Origin of the sequence: Vibrio sp. TMPB1044, from assembly GCF_030442075.1 — a bacterium.
Classification (GTDB): domain Bacteria; phylum Pseudomonadota; class Gammaproteobacteria; order Enterobacterales; family Vibrionaceae; genus Vibrio; species Vibrio satsumensis.
In genome coordinates, this window is sequence record NZ_JAUJED010000003.1 from 95,184 (window position 1) to 113,366 (window position 18,183).

At 44.5% G+C, this 18,183-nt stretch carries 17 protein-coding genes; 8 read left to right on the plus strand and 9 right to left on the minus strand.

Annotation, left to right across the window (positions count from 1 at the left end; all coding sequences use genetic code 11):
- Positions 1–34 precede the first annotated feature (34 nt).
- The 5 genes from QQ041_RS00815 to QQ041_RS00835 form a co-directional block, all read right to left on the minus strand.
- Positions 35–463 (minus strand): MarR family winged helix-turn-helix transcriptional regulator, encoded by a 429-nt coding sequence (locus tag QQ041_RS00815; RefSeq protein WP_052879847.1) that lies wholly within the window; start codon positions 461–463, stop codon positions 35–37.
- A gap of 279 nt (positions 464–742) precedes the next feature.
- Positions 743–1,885 (minus strand): BamA/TamA family outer membrane protein, encoded by a 1,143-nt coding sequence (locus QQ041_RS00820; RefSeq protein ID WP_285952897.1) that lies wholly within the window; start codon positions 1,883–1,885, stop codon positions 743–745.
- 232 nt (positions 1,886–2,117) lie between these two features.
- Positions 2,118–2,612: a peptidylprolyl isomerase gene (locus tag QQ041_RS00825; RefSeq protein WP_285952898.1), complete on the minus strand. Its 495-nt coding sequence runs from the start codon at positions 2,610–2,612 to the stop codon at positions 2,118–2,120.
- Positions 2,613–2,827: 215 nt separating this feature from the next.
- Positions 2,828–3,427 carry a thiol:disulfide interchange protein DsbA/DsbL gene (locus QQ041_RS00830; protein ID WP_285952899.1) on the minus strand — a complete coding sequence of 200 codons (600 nt, stop codon included), beginning with the start codon at positions 3,425–3,427 and terminating at the stop codon, positions 2,828–2,830.
- Positions 3,428–3,516: 89 nt separating this feature from the next.
- Complete coding sequence (locus tag QQ041_RS00835; RefSeq protein WP_146491822.1) at positions 3,517–3,891, minus strand: hypothetical protein; 375 nt, start codon at positions 3,889–3,891, stop codon at positions 3,517–3,519.
- A gap of 287 nt (positions 3,892–4,178) precedes the next feature.
- On the opposite strand from QQ041_RS00835, the gene QQ041_RS00840 reads away from it, so the two are divergent.
- Complete coding sequence (locus QQ041_RS00840; RefSeq protein ID WP_285952900.1) at positions 4,179–5,165, plus strand: glycosyl transferase family protein; 987 nt, start codon at positions 4,179–4,181, stop codon at positions 5,163–5,165.
- A gap of 99 nt (positions 5,166–5,264) precedes the next feature.
- Here QQ041_RS00840 and QQ041_RS00845 read toward each other — a convergent pair whose 3' ends face one another.
- A complete protein-coding gene (locus tag QQ041_RS00845) occupies positions 5,265–5,561 on the minus strand; it encodes a hypothetical protein (protein WP_285952901.1) in 297 nt (98 codons plus the stop codon).
- 184 nt (positions 5,562–5,745) lie between these two features.
- On the minus strand, positions 5,746–5,979 hold the full coding sequence (locus tag QQ041_RS00850) for a hypothetical protein (RefSeq protein ID WP_285952902.1): 234 nt from the start codon (positions 5,977–5,979) through the stop codon (positions 5,746–5,748).
- A 303-nt stretch (positions 5,980–6,282) separates the two neighbouring features.
- Here QQ041_RS00850 and QQ041_RS00855 point away from each other — a divergent pair, with 303 nt between their 5' ends.
- The 4 genes from QQ041_RS00855 to udp all read left to right on the plus strand — a co-directional run bounded on the left by QQ041_RS00855 (position 6,283) and on the right by udp (position 11,886).
- Complete coding sequence (locus QQ041_RS00855; RefSeq protein WP_060982864.1) at positions 6,283–6,699, plus strand: CBS domain-containing protein; 417 nt, start codon at positions 6,283–6,285, stop codon at positions 6,697–6,699.
- A gap of 173 nt (positions 6,700–6,872) precedes the next feature.
- Positions 6,873–8,336, plus strand: coding sequence for an MATE family efflux transporter (locus QQ041_RS00860; RefSeq protein WP_285952903.1), 1,464 nt, complete (start codon positions 6,873–6,875; stop codon positions 8,334–8,336).
- 153 nt (positions 8,337–8,489) lie between these two features.
- Positions 8,490–10,844: a zinc/cadmium/mercury/lead-transporting ATPase gene (locus QQ041_RS00865; RefSeq protein ID WP_285952904.1), complete on the plus strand. Its 2,355-nt coding sequence runs from the start codon at positions 8,490–8,492 to the stop codon at positions 10,842–10,844.
- A 283-nt stretch (positions 10,845–11,127) separates the two neighbouring features.
- Complete coding sequence (gene udp, locus QQ041_RS00870) at positions 11,128–11,886, plus strand: uridine phosphorylase (protein WP_061018938.1); 759 nt, start codon at positions 11,128–11,130, stop codon at positions 11,884–11,886.
- Between the two features lie 212 nt (positions 11,887–12,098).
- Here udp and QQ041_RS00875 read toward each other — a convergent pair whose 3' ends face one another.
- Both QQ041_RS00875 and QQ041_RS00880 read right to left on the minus strand, forming a co-directional pair.
- Positions 12,099–13,265 carry a DUF1887 family protein gene (locus tag QQ041_RS00875; protein WP_146491828.1) on the minus strand — a complete coding sequence of 389 codons (1,167 nt, stop codon included), beginning with the start codon at positions 13,263–13,265 and terminating at the stop codon, positions 12,099–12,101.
- A 197-nt stretch (positions 13,266–13,462) separates the two neighbouring features.
- The gene (locus QQ041_RS00880; protein ID WP_146491829.1) at positions 13,463–15,454 is read right to left on the minus strand and encodes a methyl-accepting chemotaxis protein; all 1,992 of its coding nucleotides are present in this window, start codon (positions 15,452–15,454) and stop codon (positions 13,463–13,465) included.
- A 277-nt stretch (positions 15,455–15,731) separates the two neighbouring features.
- Here QQ041_RS00880 and hinT point away from each other — a divergent pair, with 277 nt between their 5' ends.
- The 3 genes from hinT (at position 15,732) to QQ041_RS00895 (ending at position 18,118) form a co-directional block, all read left to right on the plus strand.
- Positions 15,732–16,082: a purine nucleoside phosphoramidase gene (gene hinT, locus QQ041_RS00885; RefSeq protein WP_004736268.1), complete on the plus strand. Its 351-nt coding sequence runs from the start codon at positions 15,732–15,734 to the stop codon at positions 16,080–16,082.
- Between the two features lie 261 nt (positions 16,083–16,343).
- Complete coding sequence (locus QQ041_RS00890) at positions 16,344–17,735, plus strand: COG3014 family protein (protein WP_146491830.1); 1,392 nt, start codon at positions 16,344–16,346, stop codon at positions 17,733–17,735.
- Positions 17,735–18,118, plus strand: coding sequence for a YcfL family protein (locus QQ041_RS00895; RefSeq protein WP_285952905.1), 384 nt, complete (start codon positions 17,735–17,737; stop codon positions 18,116–18,118). Before QQ041_RS00890 ends, QQ041_RS00895 begins: the two co-directional genes overlap by 1 nt.
- The last annotated feature ends 65 nt before the right edge of the window (positions 18,119–18,183 follow it).

Here is an 18,183-nt window from a genome sequence, read left to right on the forward strand (position 1 = left end):
CGAGACCGAGTGTTGCTTGTTCTCTAATGTACGCTTAAATCGCCGCGACCATTTTCTGAAGTAGTTTGAGTATTTGTTGTTGCTCTTGCTCGTCCAACTCGCTCATTAACTCTTTGTTTAAACGAGCAGGGATAGAGATGAGTTGTTCTTCGAGAGCTTTGCCTTTTTCGGTTAAGTAGATTCGGAAAGAGCGACGGCTATTTGGATCGGCTCTACGCTCAACCAACTCTAGCTTCTCTAACTTGTCTAGTGTGCGTGTCGTGGTTGAATTTTCGACCTTGGATTTTGCCGCGATATCACGCTGAGTAATACCTTCCTCTTCCCATAGACACATCAATGTTGGCCACAATGCGATGGTTAGGCCGTGCTTCTTCAGCTCTAGGTCGAAATCTTTACTCGCTTTGTTGGCGATTACATTGATCATCCATCCAAAGCTATTTTGTCTATCAAATTCTACTGACATCTGCTTGTACCTAATTCTTACGATGACATTACAACTATTGTCATCGTAACTAATATGAACGCAATTAGCATCAACAATACTTTTCTATTTGATGAAAAAGCTAATTGACTGCCATTTCTAAAATGATCCTTTGACTCTCAATGATTTTGTTTTCCGGAGAGTATGGCGAGAGCTATCGGTGTTGATTGGACTTTTCTACGCAGAAAGTTTTTAAGAGGGTTCTGGATAGCTAATACATTGGGAACCTGTCTATTGGATCCTGACTCAGTGACACCGAAACTAGATGTTCTCACCCAAGCTAAAGTACGCCAATACTTCATCTTCGCTGTTGTAGGTGAAATCCATACGCACATTAATACGCTCTTGACGCATCAAGCGATAGCGTAAGCCAAGTCCAATCATCGATAAAAGATCACCATCATCAAAGCTATGATAGGGATCTTTTGGACTGAGTCTCTCACCAAATACTTTGCCGACACCGGTCAACCCGACCACGGACACGTTGTTTAGAAAGTTGATCGATGAGCCAGAAAGTGAGTAGCGATATTCCATTTCTAGGTTGGTCATATGAGAGGCAATGTGATCCCCTGCAACAAAGCCTCGTTGCACGTTACGACCTTGTCGCCCGTAAGTGCTGTATGCACTGCTTGGGGCATTTTCAGCATCAAGTAGGTAGCGAGTAACCCACCTGCTGGCAATAATGTGGTTGTCATTGTGCGTTAAACTGTAGAAAAAACGGTAGTCTGAAAACAGTGAAGAGTAGGTAGCATCTTCATCATTGCCTAACCAAGTCCCGTGGTTCTCATACGTGAGCTCAAACAAAAAGCCATGATACGGATAATAGTAATGCTCTCGCTCATCCCATAAGAATGAAAGTTTAGCGCCAGTATCGGCTTCATATTCTTCGCTAAAACCCGTCAACTTCAACAACAATTTGTTGCGGGGAGTGTCTGCCAAATAGCGAGCCGTGGAAAAGTCTAACCCCATACCTAGATAGATATTGTCATATACTTTGAAGTAGAAATCGCCATCGAACGCGTACTCTTGATGGTTGGTATCAACAAGGTCGACTAAGGTTATGTTAGTGCTAGAGAACCCCATTTCGCCACTGAATCTCACCGAATCTCCTTTCAGCAATAGTTCCGCATTACCTTTGATGTAATAGCTGTCGTTCTGTGTGTAAGTCAGTGTCGCTGATAACGTGGAAGCGTTCTTAGTTTCGCCATCGGCGTAGAAGTTATAGATGGGAACCACAGAGAGCCCGGTATCTACACTCGGGTCATAAAAGGGGATCGCGATAACACGAAATTGGTCATCGAGTTCTGGTTCTTGGGATTCTCGCGTATCAACTTCGAATGCTGAACTAGAGAAACTGGCAACAGAAGAGAAAAGGGCTGTTGTCCAAAAAGAGTGTCGAATCATGTAGAGAGTTACGTCCAATGTAAGGTTGACCGCAGTGCTATGGGAGCTTGCGGATCTGGAGCATAACACGTCATTTATACTGATTAATAGTAAGGGAATGGTTGACCCTATAAATATACCGTACAGAAATGAGTACAGTTGATAACATCGACAATAAAAAATGGTGAGAAAAGTTCTCACCACTTCGGGATGGTGGGCAGGGGGGCGTTTGTTACTTGTGACCCCGTGCTTTTTACTCGCTGATGGTGACTTTAGTAATCACAATATCTTCGCAAGGCACATCTTCGTGTCCCCAGCGAGTGGTTGTTGGCGCTACAGCGATTTTGTTTACCACGTCCATACCTGCTGAAACTTTAGCGAATACCGCGTAACCCCAACCAGCATTCGTCGTTGAGGTATGATCTAGGAAGTCGTTGTCATCAAGGTTGATGAAGAACTGCGCTGTTGCAGAATGTGGGGCGTCGGTACGAGCCATAGCGACAGAGCCGATCACGTTTTTTAAGCCACGGTTTGCTTCATTGACGATGGGTGCGCGAGTTGGTTTTTCTGTCATGTCAATAGTGTGCCCACCACCTTGAATCATGAAACCTTCAATAACACGATGAAATGTCGTGCCTTCGTAGAAGCCATCTTGGCAGTATTTAAGGAAGTTTTTCGACGTTACTGGCGCTTTTTCAAGGTTCAGTTCAATTTCAATGTCGCCAAAGTTAGTGGTCAGAATGATCATAAAGGTCCCAATATTTGAGTGCTATTATTTGGAATGCTACAGCACAGTGGATAGCTTAATTGAGTGCAGTATATGAAAAATTATGGAGGATGCCAGTTAACAATACTTCCCAAGCGTATTGACGGGATTGGTGAGTGGCTAGGAAACATCATATATAAGAAAGCCAGCGATGAAATCGCTGACTTTGAGATATCTAAAATAGGCCCTAGTTATTGCTAAAGAGTTAGCAGGTAATTCACTAGTTGGTTGTACTCTTCGTAGCTCTTAATTTGGTCCGGTTTCACGATGTATTTGTTGTTAACCAGAACTCCAGGAACACCTGTTAGTGTGCTTTGTTCAAACTCTTTATCGAAACGTTTTTGCATCGAGTTCACTGCAAAGCTGTTGTATGCCGCATCAAACTTCTTCGCATCGATACCGTTATCAATGAAAACTTTACGCAGCTCTACTTCATTTTTTGGTGTTTGTTGCTTCTCATGGATTTGAGCAAACATCGCAGGAACCATACTTTCTTCAGCGTCTAGAGCAATCATGGTCGCGTAAGCTTTTGCCATTGGCACTGCCATGTTGTTACCCATAAAAGCGACATGTACTTTTTGGAAGCTTGCTGACTTTGGTAAGTCTTCTTTTAGATACTTAATCACCCCTTCAAATTTGTAACAGTGTGGGCAATAGAAAGAGAAAAATTCGGTTACGACAGGCTTGTCGGCCTTCGCTACATCAAGGATTTTGTAGTGCGTGCCTTCTTCAAATTGTGCGGCGTTTACTGAAGCGCTCAAGATAAGAGCGGCAAAGAGGCTAAATAGTTTTTTCATGTGTTCATTTCCTAAATTCGGATGTCATTAGATACAGCAAATGCGCTGTTATATCTTGGCGGCAGATATTGCCAAATAGGGACAAACGATTAAGAAATAGGAGGGCGATATGGCGCTTGTGGTGCAATGATCGCTTTGTGTGAAGGCTCTTTTTCTATCAATGCCAGCGATTCAATCTGCGTATCGAAAGATTCAGAAACGATAAGTGGTGGCATTTTCAGTAGACAGACTGATCCACAGCAATGGTGTTCAACGTTGGGTTGTGCGTTGGGAAAAGGTGTTGGGGCGCTTTCTACAGAACTGATGTTAGAAGCAGAGAAAGAGAAGCTATTGGCGGAAGTTGATTGAGCTTGAGGGGCTTGCAGAGCATTGCTGCTCGCGATGCTGTCCACACTAATGGTGGCCATTAGCATAGCGAAGAGCATGAAAGCGTGTACCCAAATTTTGTTAATCAACTTTGGCATCAATTCTTAGTCTTGGTATATGAACGTGTGTTGGTGCGAATAAAATTGTGTAACCGCTAACCATAAAATAGGTAAAGTGCAAACGTTCCGATAATACACGACTTGTTTCAGCATCTCTAATCAAACCCGATGAAACTTGCCAGGGTTCTATTTTTGTTTGACCTATCAAGGTGCGCTGCATACGTTAATTTTACCTCAATCCGTGTATTGATAATTAGGGAGCAGCTGTTGAATCGCTTTGCAATGGACTGCGGGTATCATAGAATCGAAAACGTATTCGAATTTTATTGATATCAACGGAAGAGAATAAACAATCAATGAGTAGTATTTTAGAGTGTATTCGTACAGTTGGACGAGGAGAAAGAGGGCGTAAGCCTTTGTCGTTCGAACAAGCCTACCGCATCATGGATGAGTATTTAAGCGGAGAGGTCGGTGACGACCAAATGGCGATGCTACTGATGTTGATTCGTGTGCAGAATGAAACCAATGAAGAGATTGCTGGCTTTGTAAAAGCCTTTCAGTCACGAGTGCCAGACTTAGGCGCAGATATTGACTGGCCGTGTTACGCCGGTAAACGTAATGATACTGCCAGTGGTAAGCCGTGGAATTTGCTTGCTGCGAAGATATTGGCTGACGACGGTTATAAGGTATTGATGCATGGCTATATGGATAAACCAAGTGGCCGCACGCACGTAGAGACTCACCTTGAGTGTGTCGGTGTGCGTAGTGCGAAAGATCCACACGACGCGAAGCAGATCCTTGAATCTGATGGTATCGCCTATTTACCGCTTGCCAACTTTGCACCAGAAGCTCAGACCATGATCGGCTGGAAACACCGTTACGGTTTGCGCACACCAATCAACACTGTGGTTCGAGCATTGAACCCAGGTGGTGGCCGTTTAGGTCTGCGTGGCAGTTTCCATCCTGGCTTCCCACAGCTTCATGCGGAAGTTGAGCATGTCATTGGCAATAAATCCCACTCGGTGATTTCATTCAAAGGGATGAATGGTGAGTCGGAATATAACCCTAAAGTTAGCCAAACGGTTTGGATGAGCTCTCCTGACAAAGTTGAATCGTTCTACTGGGAAGAGATGATGAACCTAGAGCTGCCAATTCCTAGTCAATGTGTACTTGGTACACCGGCTGAAGAGATGGCGTTAATGGCGAATACCGTTGTTGACAGCATGACAGCTATTCTCTTTGCAGAAACGCACGATAAAACTGAGGCATACCAGAAAGCGGTGCGCCTGTGGCATGAGTATTGTGCGAGTTAGATGATGGTTTTTAACCAATGAGAGAAGGTCAGCGTGTGCTGGCCTTTTTTGTGCTTGATTTCTAGCAAAGGGCTTTCGTGAATGCTCAAGCAATAAGAGTTACTTTACTCGCATCAATCGATGCATCTTGCCTTCAAATTGAATCTCAATGACTTGTGAAATTTTCATTTTCTCAACTCGTTCAAGCATTGCTGCTTGATAGGCTCGCTTCTTCATCCACTCTAACGGCTCTTTAAAGCCATCTTCATTAATCACAAAGGACTGATCGGTGAAGGAGTCTTCAAAGATATGAACCACCCAAATACGTGATTGGAAATCTAACAATTCGCTAAAGTAGCTTTTTAGCTTAGGTATAAAGTGAGATAGAACAGTTTGAGGAGAACGAAGCAAAGTCATAGTGAACCGTTTAGACAATGAAAAGCGGTGCGACGGATGTGTCCAATTCGAGCGCTTATCGGTTAAAGCAGGTAACCATCGTCAATGTGATTACCTACTCAAGAACTTGCCACAAAATACGGTATTCATGTGTCGCTGACAATGCTTGTTGAGCTTGACTGTCAAGACATGTGTGATGAGTCTGCTATTTAACGAACAAGCCGAAGTCAACCTCTTGTTCTCTTTGGTATTTCACCAGCTTCACTCTTAGGTCGTGTTTTGCTGCTAAGTCAATGGCTAAGCACGACATGCGTTTTATCTCATCAACGCAGCTTGAAATAAGCGGTTTTTCTTGATTATCGATAGTGGCGATGAGTGTGTTTTCTGTGCCGTCGTTACCTGCATAAACATACGCGTACATGTTGTTGTCGTGTTGCATAAACTTCCTAAATCCGGATTTCTAATTATTAGTGCGGTGAAGATTACAGGGTTTATCTACTCAGGCTAGTTCGGCTAAGTAAGGTTAAGCAAGGAAAAGTAAGGCTTTGTAAGGGCTCTTTTCCCCCTTTTTTCTGGTGGTCTAAAACGTGCTCAAGCCTTTGTTTGTCTCGCTTTGTTGTCTTGTTAGGTTTTGCCTATCAATAAAATTGTTGAAATCCATTTAGTAAAATCAAGATTTTAGACAACAATTAACTTAACAAGATAGAAAAATATATAACGCAAAGTATTTAGGGAGAACGCAATGCATTCTATTAAAGTGAAAGATTATATGACGCAACAGGTTGTGACATTTACTCCTGATATGCCGTTAAGTCTAGCGTTAGACAAAGTGATGCGTAGCCACCATATGGGGGGACCCGTAATTGACGATAATGAGCAAGTGATTGGTTTCCTTTCTGAGCAAGATTTACTCGAGAAGCTGGTGAAGGTGAGCTATTTCTGCCAAGACACACACATTGTGGGTGACTGCATGTATCAAGAAGTACTGTCTGTCTCACCTGAATTATCTATTATTGAGCTGGCGGACATGATGCAAGTTGGTAAACCTAAGGCATACCCAGTAATTGATAACGGGAAGCTGGTCGGTATGATCACCCGAACCGATGTTTTGAGAGCAATCGGCAAGAACTTAGATGAATGTTTCAAACATCCTGTATAGTAAGGTGTTAAGAACGATTATTTTTATCAATATCCATAATTGACAAAAGGCGCACTAGCGCCTTTTTTCTGTATAGAGCTTTTCTAGATAGATCCTTTCTTTGTGGATCCCCAACTTGTGGTTGACTAGTTTATTAAGCTTTAGTTTGCGGTATGCCAACTTTTGGAGGTTTCATGTCAAATCAAACGGCAAAGTTTGTTGAAGGTTCAACGATGCGCCATATATTGGTGATGTCGGGGGCTGGCTCTGTCGGTTTGATGGCGTTATTTGTCGTAGATTTACTCGACATGCTGTTCATCAGTATGCTCGGGCAGGTTGAATTGGCCGCGGCAGTGGGCTTTGCAGGTACGCTGACTTTTTTCTCTACCTCTGTTTCGATTGGTACTTCGATTGCCATGGGCGCATTAGTCTCCAAAGCTATTGGCTCAAAGAATCAAGAACACGCTCGAAATCTAAGCACCAGCATCATGCTGACTGCGTTTGTTATCAGTTCCACCGTAACTGCAATCATGTTCGCTTATATTCCAGAGCTGTTAGCCGCGATAGGCGCAAAAGGGATTGCTGCTGAGCGTGCTCAAGCGTATCTACAGATTTTGCTACCGAGTGGTCCATTTTTGGCGTTAGCGATGGCGGCGGGTGCGGGCTTAAGAGCGGCAGGAGATGCGAAACGCTCGATGTGGGCGACTTTGTCGGGCGGTATTGTTAACGCGATTCTCGATCCTCTGTTTATTTTTGGTTTTGGTTGGAACATCGAAGGGGCAGCTATCGCTTCGGTTGTTGCTCGCTTCTCGGTGCTGTTCTTCTCGCTTTATCCTTTGATTCGCAGCCATCAGCTGGTGGCTCCACCTTCGTTTGTGCAATGGCGCCTTAATATTCGACCAATATTGGCGATTGCGCTGCCTGCGATTATCACCAATACCGCAACGCCTATCGGTAATGCGATTGTGACGACAGGTATCGCACAATATGGTGAGGATTTTGTCGCGGGTTTTGCCGTGATCGGTCGTCTAACACCGGTTTGTTTTGCGGTTATCTTTGCCTTGTCTGGCGCTGTGGGACCAATCATTGGTCAGAACTTTGGTGCAGAACGCATGGACAGAGTTAAAGAAACACTTAATAACTCATTGCTGGTGACGACACTTTATACTATTGCCGTTTGTATTCTGTTGTACCTCGTTCAAGGTTATGTCATTCAAGGCTTTAGCTTACAAGGTGATGCGGCAATCATTGTGGCGGCTTTCTGTACCTATGTGGCGTTAACCTTCACCTTTAACGGCGCGCTATTTGTTGCCAATACCTCCTTTAATAATCTAGGTAAACCGCTTTACTCAACGGCGTTGAATTTGGGCAAAGCGACGTTAGGTACTTTACCATTCGTCTATCTAGGTTCTCAGTGGTATGGCGCTTTGGGGGTTTTGTACGGACAAGCGTTAGGTAATGTTCTGTTCGGGATTTTAGGTATTTTGGTACTTCGACATCATATTACTGAGCTGATGCAAGGTTCTCAAGTTGATCCAGTTGAAGACGATGTGTCGATTGTCAGCTTGAACACACAGCCGTTTTGTTCACACGATGCGGTTCTTATTGATGATGTATCGGCGAATCGTGAAGAGTGTGCGGAGCTTAAATCTCCGTAAGCCATTGGCGCTGGCATAATATTTTTGTTTTCTCGATAACTTCTTCTTGACCTTGGAGTAGCCTCCAAGGTTTATACTTTTGGTGAACTTAAGGTTCTGTTGCTCGTGAGTTAGCAACAACCTCAAGGCTTTTGAGTATTAAGGAGATACATTATGTGCGCAAAACATGCAGCGTGCCGCTCAGCAAAAGTGGACGTTCAACCTCAAGCGGCAGGAGCAAGTTGCTCTAGCCCTAAAATTTCAAGTATCACAGCAGCAGGTACCTCATCTGGTTGTTGTAGCTCTTCTGCTGCTCCGTCACCGTCTGGAGATGATTGTTGTAGTTCGTCGGATAGTGGAGAAGAAGACAGTCAGTCCTCAACCTTATCTCTCGACGCCCAATTTTCCAAAAGTTGGTTGGTTGCCGGAATGGACTGCCCAGCTTGTGCAAGAAAAATAGAAAACGCGATCAGCAATATTGACGGTGTTATTCAAGCGAAGGTTCTCTTTGCTACCGAAAAGCTGGTTGTGAAATTCGATAATGAAAGCCTTGCCAACACTATTGAACAGGTCTCTATCAAAACTGGCTTCCCATTAACGGAAGTCGGTTCTAAGAAAGAAAAACAACAGCCTGAGACTTTTTGGCAAGCTCATATCCAACCTAATTTACAGATTATCGCGATTGCAGCGGCAATGCTGTTTGCTGCGCTTCTGAAAAGTACCTCTCCTCAATTAAGTGAAGGCTTGTTTACGGTAACTTGTCTGCTTGGCTTATATCCGGTGGCGAAGAAAGCGGTTCAGTTGGCACGCTCAGGTACACCGTTTGCTATTGAAACCTTAATGAGTGTTGCCGCGCTGGGTGCTTTGTACCTGGGTGAAACCGCGGAAGCGGCGATGGTTCTATTATTGTTCTTGATTGGTGAGCGCTTAGAAGCGTTTGCTTCATCTAGAGCAAGAAGTGGCGTTCAAGCGCTAATGGCATTAGTGCCAGAGAACGCGACCAAGATTATCAACGGTGAACGTGTTGAAGTGGCAGTAAGCGAGCTTGTTCCTGGTGATATCATTGAAGTCGCAGCGGGTTCTCGCTTGCCTGCTGATGGCAAATTGATTACAGACGCGGCAAGCTTTGATGAAAGTGCGTTAACCGGTGAATCTGTTCCTGTTGAACACACCGAAGGTAACAGCATTATGGCTGGTGCCGTCGTTGTGGACAAAGTGGTTCGTATAACCATCACTTCAAAACAAGGTGAAAACGCAATCGACCGTATTCTTCACCTGATTGAAGAAGCAGAGTCTCGTAAAGCACCGCTGGAACGTTTCCTTGATAAGTTCAGCCGTTGGTACACGCCATTGATGATGGTGGTGGCTTTGCTCGTTATTATCACGCCACCATTATTGTTCGCTCAACCTTGGGAAACATGGGTATACCGTGGCCTAGCGTTATTGTTGATTGCTTGTCCGTGTGCGTTAGTTATCTCGACGCCAGCAGCGATTACTTCTGGTTTAGCGGCAGCAGCGAAACGTGGTGCACTAATTAAAGGCGGTGCAGCACTGGAGCAGCTTGGCAAAATCCAAACTATTGCCTTCGATAAGACGGGTACACTGACCGAAGGTAAGCCCCAGGTTACGGATATTCAGCCTTTATCGGGTTGGCAACAAGATGCGATGCTACGTGTGGTTGGTGCAATCGAAGTTGGCTCTACTCATCCATTGGCGCAGTCGCTAGTGGCGAAAGTAAAAGAGCTGAATATTGAGATTCCAGAATCTCACAATAAGAAAGCGCTGATTGGTAGCGGTGTTGAAGGCGATGTTGATGGTGTTAAATATCAGGTTCTGTCACCGTCTAAAGTAACCATCGATCTTGGTACCGATGTTGTTTCTCAGATAGAAGCATTAGAAGGTGAGGGTAAGACGGTTGTGGTTGCTCTTGAGCTTAAAGAGCAAGAAGTATCAACAGAGCAAGCGACTCCAATTGGTTTGATTGCTTGGCAAGATACGTTGCGCAGTGACGCTAAGCTTGCGATTGAGCGACTTAATGACTTGGGCATTCAATCTATCATGCTGACTGGCGATAACCCACGCAGTGCCGCAGCGATCAGTAGCAAGATTGGTATGCAGTACAAGGCAAGTCTATTACCAAGCGACAAGGTATCTTACGTTGAGGAGTTATCTCAACAGTCGCACGTTGCAATGGTTGGTGATGGCATCAATGATGCGCCAGCAATGAAAACGGCGAATGTCGGCATCGCAATGGGCGGAGGGACTGACGTTGCCTTGGAAACGGCGGATTCAGCACTAACCCATAACCGCTTAACAGAATTGCCAGCGATGATTGAGCTATCGCAAGCAACTATGAACAACATCCGTCAAAACGTTGCTCTAGCGCTCGGTTTGAAAGGTGTATTCTTGGTGACCAGTTTGCTTGGTATTACCGGTTTATGGGTTGCTGTGTTAGCTGATAGTGGTGCGACAGCTTTGGTGACATTAAACGCACTGCGCCTGCTTCGATTCAAATCTAAAGCGGATTAAGTCGAGCTCACCGACATAGAGCATTCTTAATATAAAAAGCGCCTTTAGCGGTAATACGGTAAAGGCGCTTTTTGTCTCATTAGTATGCAACATAGGCGTATGGATTGCTTATTTTTGTGATGCCAATCGTTTTTTCGTGAAAATTGGAATCTTGTTGCGACTATTCGTGTGACGAGTATCACTTCATTTTGTGGTTAGCTTGGTTAGAGTGTGTTCGTACCCCACGAATTTACTATGAGCTTAAATAAGGGTAAAAAGCCCAATAAGCCAAAAGGAGCGAACTATGTCTCAAGCTGTTTTCCATTTAGGTGTTACTGAAGCAGATCTTAACGGTGCTACTCTTGCGATCATCCCTGGTGATCCTGCTCGTGTACAAAAAATTGCAGAAGAGATGGAGAATCCAGTATTTCTTGCTAGCCATCGTGAATACACACTTTACCGCGCAGAACTAGACGGTAAGCCAGTTGTTGTATGTTCAACAGGTATCGGTGGTCCATCGACTTCTATCGCTGTAGAAGAGCTAGCTCAACTGGGTGTTCGCACTTTCCTGCGTGTTGGTACTACGGGTGCTATCCAACCTCACGTAAACGTGGGTGACATGATTGTTTCTACTGGTTCTGTTCGTCTAGACGGCGCTAGCCTGCACTTTGCTCCAATGGAGTTCCCAGCAGTTGCTGACTTCGAAGTGGCAACAGCAATGAAAGCGGCAGTTGAAGAATCAGGTGCAGCAGTTCACATGGGCGTAACAGCTTCAAGTGACACTTTCTACCCAGGTCAAGAGCGTTACGACACGTTCTCTGGTCGCGTAGTTAAGCGCTTCCAAGGTTCTATGCAAGAATGGCAAGACATGGGTGTTCTGAACTTCGAAATGGAATCTGCAACGCTGTTAACAATGTGTGCAAGCTCTGGCCTTAAAGCGGGTTGTGTTGCTGGTGTAATCATCAACCGTACTCAAAAAGAGATTCCAGACCACGATACACTAAAAGTAACAGAAGCTCGTTCAATCAAAGTGGTTGTAGAAGCTGCTCGTAAAATGCTTTAAGTCTTAAAGTGCTCTGAGTAGTAGAGAGCATTAAGCCTTAAACTGACTTCAAATTTTGAAAATGGCCGCATCGAATGATGTGGCCATTTTTTTATGTCGTCTTAAAGTAATCGATAGAGAGAATAGACAAGAAAAAGGCGAGTGACTTAATGGTCATTCGCCTTTTTTATAATCTGCTTTAGAGCGTTTAGCTCTCATGAGTTTATTTGTTTTTAGTACTCTAGATCTTCATTACCGCCAGCAGCTGTAAACCATGCCGTTAGATGTGTTTTAAGGTCTTTTAGTTCGTCAGGGCCAATCAGTGCAAGACCAAGATCTTCTGCTCGAGTGATATCGTTATGGCGAAGAGGGCGGAAGCTCACCAACATTGCACGTGCTTGTAGGCCACCTAGCAGGTCTCTCAGCGATTCTAATTTGTATAAGGTGTCATCACCATCGTCACGCATGCCTTTGGTCTTACATTCGATGATGTGCAGCTTATTGTTCACCACAGATGCAACATCAAGCTCGTTTCGAACCTCACGCTCACCGAGTTGACGGTACACCTGAACATTCAAAGAACGGTCTTGAATGGTCGGCATGTCATCTTGGATCTGCTTAACTGTGCTGTGAACTAATGTTTCAAGCCATTCACCGTTTGAGAAGCGTCGCGCGTCTTCATTGGTAAAGGTTAAAATACCATTGTTGTAAGTCGCAATCTTAGCTTCAACCAAATCGCTCAGCAGCATGTTCAGTTCGCGATAGCCTTGTTGCTTCTCAGAGAGCTCAACATCAAGCTTCTGTTCTTTACGACAGGTCGTTGCAAGGTAGTTCAATGTCGCAAGGCCAGGGCCTAATTCGAGTGCGTTACTTGCCCAGCGCTCACCTAACTCATAAAGCTTCTGATCAAGTTGCGGCGATAGTTGTACATCGCTGAATTCACCACGAGCACCAAATACCGTTAGGTAGTCGTCGATAGTAATGCGGTCTTGAACTTGTGCGTCTTCTTTGCCATTTGGATACAACCAGCACAGCTTGTCACTGTTTGGTTCGACAACAAAGATTGGCCAGTGATAAGTACGGAATACTTCGTAGACGGAAAGTAGACGATGACGAAGGCCACAACTCGCGTTGAGTTTCACTTCTTGACCGCGTGCTTTCAGGTCTTCGGCAAGGGTTTGGATAGATTCTTTAATGACGGACGTATTTACGATGGTCGGAATTTCGAAAAACTCACTGGTAATGTCGCGCTTCTGCAAAACGCTGTCTAAACGTTTGTACATACTGACTTGATTTTTGTCGCCGATAAACACTATATGAGTGCTGACCGTTCGGTTATCAAGTAAAGGGGTGAGCAAGCGAATGGGGTCTTGATCGATAATGCCAACATGAACAGCCATATAAATTCCTTAATAGCGGCTCGCTCATAAAGGTGAAAGAAAAAACGGGAAGCAGCAAGCCTTAATAATCATATAATGACAAAGCTCATAAAAAACAAGGGCAACCCTTGATAAAAGTTGCCCTAGCTCAATTAGTTACCACTATTGGGTATGAAGTCTCAAGAATCTCACTAAATATCTATCGATTCTTTATTTATCTATAGTTTGAACTGATGTACTAAATCACCTTGCTGATTTGCCAGAATTGTTAGGTTTTGGCTTGCTTCCGCAATTGAAGACATCGCTTGGTAACTCTTATCTGCGATGTGGTTGATGTCTTCGATATTACGTGCGATATCACCAGACGTTTCACTCTGCTCTGCGGCTGCTTGAGAGATGTGCGTGCTCATGTGGCTGATCTCTAGAATCAAGGCTTGGATCTCTTCCATCGCACTGTTTGCACTTGAAGCTTGTTGAACCGACATGTCCATATCGCTCATACAACTTTCAATTACGTTGCTTGCGGTTTTCGAACTTGACTGCAGATTGCTGATCATGGTCTCGATTTCAGAGGTTGATTGGGTAGTTTTTTGCGCTAGCACTCGTACTTCATCGGCAACAACTGCAAAGCCACGACCTTGTTCGCCAGCACGCGCTGCTTCGATTGCCGCATTGAGTGCAAGTAAGTTGGTCTGTTCAGCAATGCCACGAATAACGTCAAGGATTGAACCAATCTGACTACTCATTTGCTGTAGCTCGCCCACCGCACCCACTGATTCAGTAAGGCGAACCTCAAGCTGATTAATGGTGCTAATGTTGGTGTTCATGATCTGACGACCAGATTCAGAAGCCGATTCTACTTGTTGAACCATAGTTAGTGAGCTTTGCGCGCTGTTTGCCACTTCTTGTACAGAATGAGACATCTCTGTCATTGCGGTCGCAACGGTAGCGGTTTGTTCACGTTGGCTGTTCAGCTGAGCTTGCGTTTCAGAAGAAGTCTTCTGGTTTACGCTTGCGGTCTTGGTTAGGTCATCTGAAGCGTCATTTAGCTTCACGAGAATATTGTGCAAATTGTCAGCCAAGGTATTGATGTGACGACTCACACGGCTGAATTCGTTGTCGTATCGAATATCGATACGTTGAGTCATATCGCCTTGAGTCAGGCCTTCTAATGTCCCGAGAATGCGAGTTAGTGGTTCTCTTACACTATGTGCAATGTGGTAACCAATCGCTGCAGCGAATACGGTCACAATGATGCCAATTGCGATTGCGTTGAATAGGCCTTTGTCGTAGATGCTGCTTGCGTCAGCTAACGACGAGTTGAGTTGCTCTTCAGCGGTCACGTTGAATGAGTCTAAAACGGCCATCGCTTGGTCAACTTCTACGGCTAGGTTGGCGATGTTCACGTACAGCGCTTGCTTGGCTTGTAGGTAGTTGTTGTGTTTGTCTAACACGCCGCCTTTTTGGCCGACGTCTTTGGTGAATTTCTGAACCGACTCATCGAAGACATTTTTAAGCGCTGGTAGTTGTGTGGATAGGCCGCGATAAGCGTAGTTAAGGTGAGTAACGGCCTTTTTGTTTTGGTTAACGGCTTTCTGAACGAAGGCAACATCAGAGCTAGCAAGCGCATCAGAGGTAATGACTTCTGCGTCTTGCAGTTTAATGAAGTAGCTCTTTGCCATCACTTTTACAGAGATGCTTTTTTGATCGGCAACGTATTCTTTCATGCCAACAGTTAATTCTGAATGCAGACGTTGGAAGTCACGAGAGGCTTTTTGTACCTGCTCTTGTGCTTCAAACATTGCGACGTAGTTGTTCATCGCTTCGTCTGCTTCGGCGAAGTAGCGCTCTTCCATCGCTCTTAATTGCGCGATACGTTCGGTGAGCGAAACATTGTCTTGGCTCGCTGCTTCTAAGTTACCTAGCACTTCAGAAAACGAGTTTTGTGATGCAGCAAACTCTGTACGCATTGCAGACATGCGTTCAGCGTTTTGTGTGGTTAAGAAATCTTTGAATGACTTATCAGCAGAAAGCAATTGAACACTTGTTTGATTTGAAAGCGCGACAAGTGGTAATGAGGTTTCTGAGACACTCTCAAAATTGCTGTGTATCTGATTCATGCTGTTCATCATGATAGTTATCGTGACTGCGAACATGATGATGATCAGTGCGAAACCAGCGTACATACGCTTGATCACAGATCCCTTCATGGCTTTCTCCCTAAATAAAAATGCAGACCTAATGTCAGGTCAAAGTAAAACTAACAAAATTATCAGCATTCTATTGAGCTCGGCTTACGCATTTTATGACGCACACGTCAAAAATAACCCTCAGTTATAACCAACATGCCATTCTTGAGAACTAAGACTCGTTTTCTTTGATTTGAACGGTGTTTTTTATTATGCTTTAAAGCAGATTTATTGTGGTTTGATGCGGCATAGCGCATACTCAAAGCATTAAAAAATAAATGTTTTATCGGAGAGAAACATGGCTGAAGAAACCATTTTTAGTAAGATCATCAATAAAGAAATTCCAGCAGATTTATTATACCAAGACGATTTAGTAACGGCCTTTCGCGATATTAACCCTCGCGCGCCAAGCCATATTCTAATTATTCCTAATAAGCTGATTCCAACAACTAACGATGTTGAAGTAGAAGATGAAGCGATGATGGGACGTATGTTTACCGTTGCACGCAAGTTAGCAAAAGAAGAAGGCATCGCAGAAGATGGCTATCGTCTTATCGTGAACTGTAACTCTCACGGTGGCCAAGAGGTTTACCATATTCACATGCACTTGGTTGGTGGTCGTCCACTTGGTCCCCTATTAATGAGCTAATAAAAAGCTAACGAGTTAATGAAAGCTAATGAGCTAGTTTAAGCGAGCTCATTAGCGGGCTAACGCAAGTAGTTAGTTGGAAAATTTGTAGTTTGTATGCCAACTTTAAGTTCTATCTGTTGTCTGAATGTCGGCATCGCCTAGGCCGAGGCTAAATCGGTAGGGTTTCAACTGGCTTGAGATCCTTTTTACAACACGTTTCGTTTTGATAATGAGACAACTAACTAAAGTTGGCATTTTAAACATGCACGGAGACGATAAGTGAAGCAACAGTTTAGATTCGCTTCCATTGCCCTGTTATCAGCGTTGACCGCGGGTTGTGCGAGTATGTCTGCAGGAAGCCTGTTCAGTCATTACAGTGCGCAAAACAAAGCGATCTACCAAGCCGTTAAGTCTGGAGATTATTCAAAGGCTCAGCAAGATCTACCAGATTACACGGCAGGCGACATCCTTGATAATTTTGAAAGAGGCAGAATTAATCTGCTGGATCAAAAATACCCTGAGAGTAAGTCTTCGTTTGAAGTGGCTGATCAAGCAGTAACCGAGCAGCAACGAAAAGCGGTGATCTCAATCTCAGACAGCGCAACCAGTGTTGGTGCGTTGGCAGTGAATGACAATATTACCGAGTATGTGCCAGCCGATTATGAGTTGGGCTTTCTTCATCTATATCTCGGATTAAATTACCTTAAGAAAAATGATTTAGAAGGTGCGGTGATCGAAATGCGTCGCGCCAATCAAGTTCAAGAACAAGCAAAGAAGCAACGTGAAGCCGAGTTAGATCGCGCAGCCAACGATGCGAAGAAGCAGGGTTTGTCTGCCAATGTGGGTAGCATCCTTTCTAATTATCCTGATGCGGGTAAAAAACTGCAGTCGGTACAAAATGCGTATCTGATGTTCTTGTCTGGTCTGCTTTATGAAGCTTCGAATGATCTAAACAGCGCTTATGTTGACTATCGTCGTGCTTTGGCTGTGATGCCAAACAACCAAGAAATTATAGATAGAACCATGGCAACAGCCGCTCGTTTAGGGATGCGACAAGATTTAGCGACATTGGAAAAGCGTTACAAGCAATCATCTAAGCTTGGTGCAGGAGAAGGGCGAGTAATTGTTCTCCAAGAGCAGAGCGCTGTGCAAGCTATGGACAGTTGGCGACTAGATTTACCTGTTTATGACAGTCGCGATCAGGGAGCAATATACTCTCTTGCGCTGCCATATTACCCAAGCCAAAACGTAGAGCGTTTTTCTGCGTTGCGAATCAGTGGGCAACCGCTACAAGAGCACTTGATCACTGACGTAAATGCAATGGCGCAGAATGATTTATCCGAGCGTATGACGAGCATTGTTATTCGCCAAGCGCTACGCGTAGTCGCGAAAGATCGCATTCGTAAAGAAGCCACCAAAGGCGATGATGTCGGCAATATTTTGTTCAACGTGTGGAACACACTGACAGAGCAACCAGACACACGTAGTTGGCAATCATTACCTGCAGAGATTAAGAGCAGCACGTTTGTAGCAAACAACGGTCAATATACGTTGGAAGCGGGCGCTAAAACGTATGACTTTGATATTCGAGAAGGGCAAACTACCTTGGTGTGGATTTCTCGACAAGGAAACAACGCAACAATGTGGCATAAACAGCTAGGGAGGCTGTAATGAAAAAGTGGTTAGTGAGCTTAGCAGCGGTGATGGCTCTGGCTGGTTGTGCAGATAATACAGCTGGCGTAAGGGTCGATAGCCTGACTCAGAACGTTTTCTTTGGTGACAAGGTATTGGGCAGCCGTTTACAGGTTGAAGATATCCGCACTGATCTGGTCGACGGTCATACGCGAGGAATCGTTCGTTTAAACAGTAACTATAAGGGCGATCAACATATCCTTTATCGTTTTTACTGGTACGACGATGCCGGGCTTGAGGTCAACCTAAAGCAAGGCCCTTGGAAGCAAGCGATTGTTCGTGGTTTTGAAAGTATTTCGTTGTCGGAAGTGTCGTTAAACCCGAAAGCGACTCAGTTCAGAGTCCAGTTCCGAGAGCAGTAAGTTAGATTAAACGGGTCTAATGATTCGTAAATACAAGAATTTAAGAGTGTGGGTAACCCCACTCA

Coding starts and splice junctions, on each gene's coding strand:
- QQ041_RS00835 (WP_146491822.1), bottom strand. CDS start 3,891: ATGCCAAAGTTGATTAACAAAATTTGGGTACACGCTTTCATGCTCTTC.
- QQ041_RS00880 (WP_146491829.1), bottom strand. CDS start 15,454: ATGAAGGGATCTGTGATCAAGCGTATGTACGCTGGTTTCGCACTGATC.
- QQ041_RS00820 (WP_285952897.1), bottom strand. CDS start 1,885: ATGATTCGACACTCTTTTTGGACAACAGCCCTTTTCTCTTCTGTTGCC.
- udp (WP_061018938.1), top strand. CDS start 11,128: ATGTCTCAAGCTGTTTTCCATTTAGGTGTTACTGAAGCAGATCTTAAC.
- QQ041_RS00855 (WP_060982864.1), top strand. CDS start 6,283: ATGCATTCTATTAAAGTGAAAGATTATATGACGCAACAGGTTGTGACA.
- QQ041_RS00860 (WP_285952903.1), top strand. CDS start 6,873: ATGTCAAATCAAACGGCAAAGTTTGTTGAAGGTTCAACGATGCGCCAT.
- QQ041_RS00850 (WP_285952902.1), bottom strand. CDS start 5,979: ATGCAACACGACAACAACATGTACGCGTATGTTTATGCAGGTAACGAC.
- QQ041_RS00865 (WP_285952904.1), top strand. CDS start 8,490: ATGTGCGCAAAACATGCAGCGTGCCGCTCAGCAAAAGTGGACGTTCAA.
- QQ041_RS00825 (WP_285952898.1), bottom strand. CDS start 2,612: ATGATCATTCTGACCACTAACTTTGGCGACATTGAAATTGAACTGAAC.
- QQ041_RS00830 (WP_285952899.1), bottom strand. CDS start 3,427: ATGAAAAAACTATTTAGCCTCTTTGCCGCTCTTATCTTGAGCGCTTCA.
- QQ041_RS00815 (WP_052879847.1), bottom strand. CDS start 463: ATGTCAGTAGAATTTGATAGACAAAATAGCTTTGGATGGATGATCAAT.
- QQ041_RS00845 (WP_285952901.1), bottom strand. CDS start 5,561: ATGACTTTGCTTCGTTCTCCTCAAACTGTTCTATCTCACTTTATACCT.
- QQ041_RS00895 (WP_285952905.1), top strand. CDS start 17,735: ATGAAAAAGTGGTTAGTGAGCTTAGCAGCGGTGATGGCTCTGGCTGGT.
- QQ041_RS00875 (WP_146491828.1), bottom strand. CDS start 13,265: ATGGCTGTTCATGTTGGCATTATCGATCAAGACCCCATTCGCTTGCTC.
- hinT (WP_004736268.1), top strand. CDS start 15,732: ATGGCTGAAGAAACCATTTTTAGTAAGATCATCAATAAAGAAATTCCA.